At 51.8% G+C, this 6,000-nt stretch carries 5 protein-coding genes and 1 riboswitch; all 5 genes read left to right on the top strand.

What is annotated here, in order from left to right:
* Window positions 1–102: 102 nt before the first annotated feature.
* Window positions 103–1,869 (top strand): UbiD family decarboxylase, encoded by a 1,767-nt coding sequence (locus C812_RS01625; RefSeq protein WP_016310946.1) that lies wholly within the window; start codon window positions 103–105, stop codon window positions 1,867–1,869.
* Between the two features lie 14 nt (window positions 1,870–1,883).
* Window positions 1,884–2,600 (top strand): Cthe_2314 family HEPN domain-containing protein, encoded by a 717-nt coding sequence (locus C812_RS01630; RefSeq protein WP_016310947.1) that lies wholly within the window; start codon window positions 1,884–1,886, stop codon window positions 2,598–2,600.
* Between the two features lie 127 nt (window positions 2,601–2,727).
* Window positions 2,728–2,884: riboswitch (SAM riboswitch) on the top strand.
* Window positions 2,885–2,973: 89 nt separating this feature from the next.
* A complete protein-coding gene (locus tag C812_RS01635; RefSeq protein ID WP_016310948.1) occupies window positions 2,974–3,987 on the top strand; it encodes a methionine ABC transporter ATP-binding protein in 1,014 nt (337 codons plus the stop codon).
* Entirely contained in the window at window positions 3,987–4,655 is a 669-nt protein-coding gene (locus C812_RS01640) for a methionine ABC transporter permease (protein ID WP_016310949.1), read from the top strand. The genes C812_RS01635 and C812_RS01640 overlap by 1 nt, the downstream gene beginning before the upstream one ends.
* A 63-nt stretch (window positions 4,656–4,718) precedes the next feature.
* Window positions 4,719–5,600, top strand: a complete 882-nt coding sequence (locus C812_RS01645) for a MetQ/NlpA family ABC transporter substrate-binding protein (RefSeq protein ID WP_016310950.1) — start codon at window positions 4,719–4,721, stop codon at window positions 5,598–5,600.
* Window positions 5,601–6,000: the final 400 nt, after the last annotated feature.

Raw genomic sequence — 6,000 nt, forward strand, 5'->3', positions numbered from 1 at the left:
GACTGGGCATCCCGAGGGGGATGAGGTAAGGTATACTTTTGTCTATAGTGTAAAGTTACGTAACGACCGGGCGCTGACCCGGTCTTTTAGGAGGATCAGGAGATGAGCTACAAGAATCTGCGTCAATGGATCGATGCACTGCAAAAAGAAAACGACCTGGCAATCATCGATGTGCCGGTTGATCCTTACCTGGAGTTAGCCGAAATTCACCGGCGGGTCATCGATGACGGCGGCCCGGCTTTGCTGTTTACCAATGTCAAAGGTACGCCTTTTCCCGTGGCAACAAATCTGTTCGGAACCCCTCGCCGGGTGGAGATGGCCTTTGGCCCGCGACCAGAACAGCTTGCTAACCAATTGGTTGACGCGATACATAAACTGCTGCCGCCGACACCTAAAGCGATTTGGAATGAGCGCGGACTGATTCGCGACGTTTTGAAGGTTGGCATGAGAACGGTATCCAAAAAAGACGCCCCGATTCTTGACGTCTGCCGAACGGAAGCGCCGCTGAAAGACCTGCCGAAGGTGACCAGCTGGCAGAAGGACGGCGGTCCGTTTATTACGTTGCCGCTGGTGTATACGGAAAATCCGTTGCAACCCAAAGAAAACAATCTGGGAATGTACCGGATCCAATTGTATGATGATCAAACCACCGGCGTGCACTGGCAAATCCAAAAAGGCGGCGGGTTCCATTACCATGAGGCGGAGAAACGCGGCGAACCGTTGCCGGTATCCGTGTTCCTGGGCGGACCTCCAGCGATGATTGCCTCGGCGATTTCACCGGTGCCTGAGCATCTGTCCGAGCTGTTGGTTGCTTCCTTCATTCTTGGTGAGAAGCTGCCGATGGCCGAAAACCCGCTGGGCGGTCACCGCATTCCGGCCGAATCGGAATTTGCCATCTTTGGGCTGGTGCCTCCGCATGAGCGTCGACTGGAAGGGCCTTTTGGCGATCACTTTGGCTATTATTCCTTGCAGCATGAATTCCCGGTGCTGCATGTTGGCCATATGTGGCATCGGAAGGATGCCATCTACCCGGCAACCATCGTTGGTAAACCGCGTCAGGAGGATTATTATCTGGGCGATTTCCTGCAAAAGCTGCTGTCGCCGGCCTTCCCGATCGTCATGCCGAATGTGCGCTCGCTTTGGACGTATGCGGAGAGCGGATTCCATGCCTTGAGCTCGGCGGTTGTTCGGGAGAGCTATTCCCGTGAAGCGCTGGTGTCCGCCTTCCGGATTCTTGGGGAAGGTCAACTTTCACTGACCAAATTCCTGATGTTGACGGACAAGCTGATCGATCTCGCCGATTTCCGTCTGCTGCTGAAGACGGTTCTGGAACGATTTGATCCACGCATGGATTTGTTTATTCTAAACAACACTTCGCATGATACGCTGGACTACACCGGCCATAAGCTGAATCACGGCAGTAAGGCGATTCTGATCGGCGTAGGCGAGCCGATGCGCGAGCTGCCTCGGGCGTACGAGGAAGGCGAAATCGCGGAAATCGATTCGATCCAAGTATTTCATGACGGATGTCTTGTCGTTTCTGGTGCATCCTATGAGGACGAGCCGGAACTGGCCGAGCGTCTGCTGGGTCGTCTTCGCGAACGCGGGACCGCTTGGCCGCTGGTGGTGCTGGTGGATAACGCCGAAGCCGCGGCTCATGATCAAACGGCGTTCCTGTGGACGGTGTTTACGCGGTTTAATCCGGCCAGCGACATCTACGCGGCTTCCGAGGTGCGCCAGCATCATCTGTCCTACAGTTTGCCGCTCGTTATTGATGCCCGCATGAAGCCAGGGTACCCGGATGAGCTGTTCCCGCAAGAGGATATCGTGTCCTTGGTGGATCAGCGTTGGAAATCCTACTTTCTGTGAAATGAGGAATGCCTATGCTGCGAAGCTTGCTTGGGGAGCCGCCTCGCCAAAATGAGGGGCGGCTGGCCGATACGATCAGCGCGATGACGCAGACCGTGAGGCTGCTGCAGAAGGAAATCAAGGAGCATCAAGACCCTACGCATGATTTCCGCAAGCTGGAGATTTGGGTGCACGGATTGATCTCTTCGTTGGATGAGCTCGAACAATGCTTATATGCCGCTACCTTTTTTCGCCAAAAGGTACATACCGAATTTGTTGAAGACATGGACCCGGTGGAACGGGCGGATTATGCGAGATATGTGTATTTTTACAAGGATGGGTTCATTCGCGTGTTCTCGGCGCTGGACAAGCTTGGGACGGTGCTTAATGAACTGTTTGATTTGAACACGTCGAAGGTGAAGTCGCGGTTCTCCTATTTTACGGTGTTGCGCCAATTTACGACGCTAAAGATTCACACTGAACTGGGGAGCCGGTTGAACGCGATTAAAGAGAAGTACCGGGAAGCGTTAGGCGTGTTGCGGCGCCGGAGAAATACGGAGATTCACTACATGAACTCGGAGATGAAGGACGACTTGTGGCAACGGCATCAGGCGTTGTTCGGCAAGGTTGCCCTGGAGGACCTGGATCAGCATATCCGGGATCTGGAGCAAGGATACCAAATGGTTTGTGACACCTACTTCACGGTATTTGACTACATCAATCATAGATGGAAAAAAATTACGGCGATCTAATCCGATCGCCATTCTTATTTTTCCTCTTTACAAAACGAACAAAACTCATTATACTCATCAATAGTTTTACATGACAGGTTAACATTGATGTAATTTCACAAACGACTCTTTTAATTTCATATTTTATTTCTTATCGAGAGAGGCGGAGGGAAAGGCCCGATGAAGCCCAGCAACCGATTCGCCCGTGAATGATGCGCGGAATGAAGCGCACTCATCACGGCCGAATGTCATGGTGCTAATTCCTTCAAAACCGATGTGATTTACTCGGTTTTGGCAGATGAGAAGGCATTGTCTTTACGTAAAGAGAGCCCTTTGAATCTGTTAGGGCTCTTTTTGTTATATTTCCGCATGTTAGGAACAGGAGGTTAGCCGATTGATTGAACTGAAGGGCATTACGAAAATCTATCGCACCAAAAAAACGGCAACCCCCGCACTGTCCGGATTAAATCTGAGCGTTCGCAAAGGGGAAATCTTCGGCGTCATCGGTCATTCCGGTGCTGGCAAGAGTACGTTGATCCGGTGCATCAATTTGCTGGAGCGCCCGACCGAAGGCGAGGTTTGGGTCGGCGGGGTGGAGCTGACGAAGCTTGGCAAACGTGAGCTGCAGCAACAGCGCCGCAAAATCGGCATGATTTTTCAACATTTTAATCTGCTGTCCTCGGCTACCGTTTATGATAATATCGCATTTCCGCTGACGCTGATCGGAACGCCGAAGGCGGCCATTGCGGAGAAGGTCAATGAGCTGCTGGCTCTTGTCGGCTTGGAGGAACACCGTGACAAGTATCCGGCGCAACTCTCCGGCGGTCAGAAGCAACGTGTTGGTATCGCCCGGGCCTTGGCCAGCGAACCGGATGTGCTGCTGTGCGACGAGGCCACCTCGGCACTGGATCCGCAGACGACGGATTCCATCCTGAAGCTGCTGCTGGACATCAACAAGCGGTTCCAGCTAACGATTCTGCTGATTACGCACGAGATGCATGTCATCCAAAGCATCTGCGACCGTGTAGCGGTTATTCACCAAGGCGGTATCGTAGAGGAGGGGCCGGTGACGGAGGTGTTCCTGAAGCCGAAGCATCCGGTAACCCGGGAGTTTATTCATCGGGAGTCCGGGGATGAAGGCTTGAAGCTGGCGACTTCGGTTCCGCATCCAGAGTGGTCGAAGCTGGTGAAAATCACGTTCTTAGGAGCGAAAACCTACGAATCGGTCTTGTCCCAAGTTGTTCGGGAAACGGGCGTCAACTTCGCCATCCTGCAAGGCACGATTTCAGCGATTAAGGATATCCCGTACGGTCAACTGACCGTATCGTTTGAAGGTGAAGATGACCGGGTGGAGCGCACGCTGTCGCTCCTGCGGGAACGTGACCTTGACGTGGAGGTGATCGAATAATGGCTGGATTGGATCTCGGAACCATCGATTGGGCGGAGATGGGAACGGCGACACTAGATACGCTGAAGATGATGGGGTTTGCAACCTTGTTTACGTTCTTGATCGGGCTTCCGCTCGGGGTGTTGTTGTTCACCTTCTCACGTTCTCAATCCTTGGTATTAGGTTGGGTTTACCGGATCATTTCGCTCATTGTTAACATCCTTCGCTCGGTTCCGTTCATTATATTGATCGTTGCGTTGATTCCAGTCACGCGGGCGATCATGGGCGTATCGACCGGTGTGGAAGGGACGATTCCGCCGCTGGTGATCGGGGCGGCCCCGTTCTTTGCCCGCTTGGTAGAAACGGCGCTGCGCGAGGTGGATCGCGGAGTGATTGAAGCATCCCAAGCCATGGGCGCTTCCTCATTCCAGATCATCCGCAAGGTGCTGCTGCCAGAATCGCTGCCCGGCCTCATCGCAGGCATGACGATTACCGTAGTCACGTTGGTATCCTATACCGCCATGTCAGGCATGGTCGGCGGCGGTGGTCTCGGCGACCTGGCGATCCGCTACGGGTATTACCGGTACGAGACAGGAATCATGATCGTTTCGGTGATTTTTATGGTCATTCTGGTGCAGGTGCTGCAAATGCTGGGTGACCGCTTGGTGATTTATTTTACGCGGAAATAAGGAAACTTAAATATATAACACCATCCTTATTCAAAAAAACATTTTTAAGGGGGAGAACCTGCAATGAAAAAATGGACTTTATCTTTGTTAACGCTCGTATTGGTACTGGTACTGGCCGCTTGCGGGAGCAATAATGCCGCGAATAACGGGGCAGCAGGAAACACGGCAGGTGAAACGTCAGCCGCTGAAGGGAACGCCGCAGATTCGGGGAACCAAACTGCAGCTGAACCAGTGAAGCTGGTTGTAGGTGCTACCGTACCACATGCTGATATCTTGAAATTTATCGCGCCGAAGCTGAAAGAAGAAGGCGTTGAGCTGGAAGTTAAAGAATTCACCGATTATGTGCAACCTAACGTACAACTGTATGAAAAAGAGCTGGACGCAAACTACTTCCAACATCAGCCTTACCTGGATGAGCAAAATAGCCAAAACGGCTTTGACCTCGTACCGGTTGTAGGCGTACACGTTGAACCGTTTGGCGCATACTCCAACAAAATCAAATCCGCTGACGAGCTTGCGGACGGCGCGACGATCGCGATCCCGAACGACCCGACCAACGGCGGCCGCGCACTGCTGTTGCTGCAAAAGCAAGGGTTGATCAAACTGAAGGATGACGCTGGAATCACAGCAACTGCGAAAGACATCGTGGAAAATCCGAAAAACCTGAAGTTCAAAGAAACGGATGCAGCTATGCTGCCTCGTCTGCTGCCAGAAGTAGATCTGGCGCTGATCAATACGAACTTCGCGCTGGAAGCGAATTTGAACCCGACGAAGGACGCCTTGTTCATCGAGGATAAAGATTCGCCATACACGAACCTTCTGGTTGCTCGCCCAGACAACAAAGATTCCGAAGCGATTCAGAAGCTGGCGAAGGCGCTGACTTCCGATGAAGTTCGCACGTTCATCAACGATACTTATGAAGGTGCTTTGGTACCGGTATTCTAAGGAACAAGAAGCTGGATGATCCCGCTGCGTGTGCAGCGGGATTTTTATTTTTATTTGGGTAGCTTAAGAGCGCCAGTCGTATCTAAACTGCAAAAGTGCAGTCCATTTCCGGCAAAACCTTCGATTTTACGTCGATGAAATGTAAAAGCGGCTAGGCCCCCTAAATCCGGAGTCCTGACCTACAAGTTTTGTGTTATCGCAGTCCAGCTCATTTTCTTGTGTGTTTACATCGATTTATGGAACTTTGAGGTATCCTCTAGCATTTTGACCCATAACGAAAACTTCATGGGAGCCATATGCTTCAGGCTACCATGCATTCTTCGATAATTATAAAAGTCCATATATTGATCAAGTGCGATAAACGCTTCTTCAAACGTCATAAATTCTCGTCTGCTAAACA

It is taken from the genome of Paenibacillus barengoltzii G22 (assembly GCF_000403375.2).
GTDB lineage: Bacteria > Bacillota > Bacilli > Paenibacillales > Paenibacillaceae > Fontibacillus > Fontibacillus barengoltzii.

Bases quoted from the DNA above. Each gene is read 5' to 3' on its own strand.
- C812_RS01625 (WP_016310946.1), top strand. From the start codon at position 103: ATGAGCTACAAGAATCTGCGTCAATGGATCGATGCACTGCAAAAAGAA.
- C812_RS01630 (WP_016310947.1), top strand. From the start codon at position 1,884: ATGCTGCGAAGCTTGCTTGGGGAGCCGCCTCGCCAAAATGAGGGGCGG.
- C812_RS01640 (WP_016310949.1), top strand. From the start codon at position 3,987: ATGGCTGGATTGGATCTCGGAACCATCGATTGGGCGGAGATGGGAACG.
- C812_RS01645 (WP_016310950.1), top strand. From the start codon at position 4,719: ATGAAAAAATGGACTTTATCTTTGTTAACGCTCGTATTGGTACTGGTA.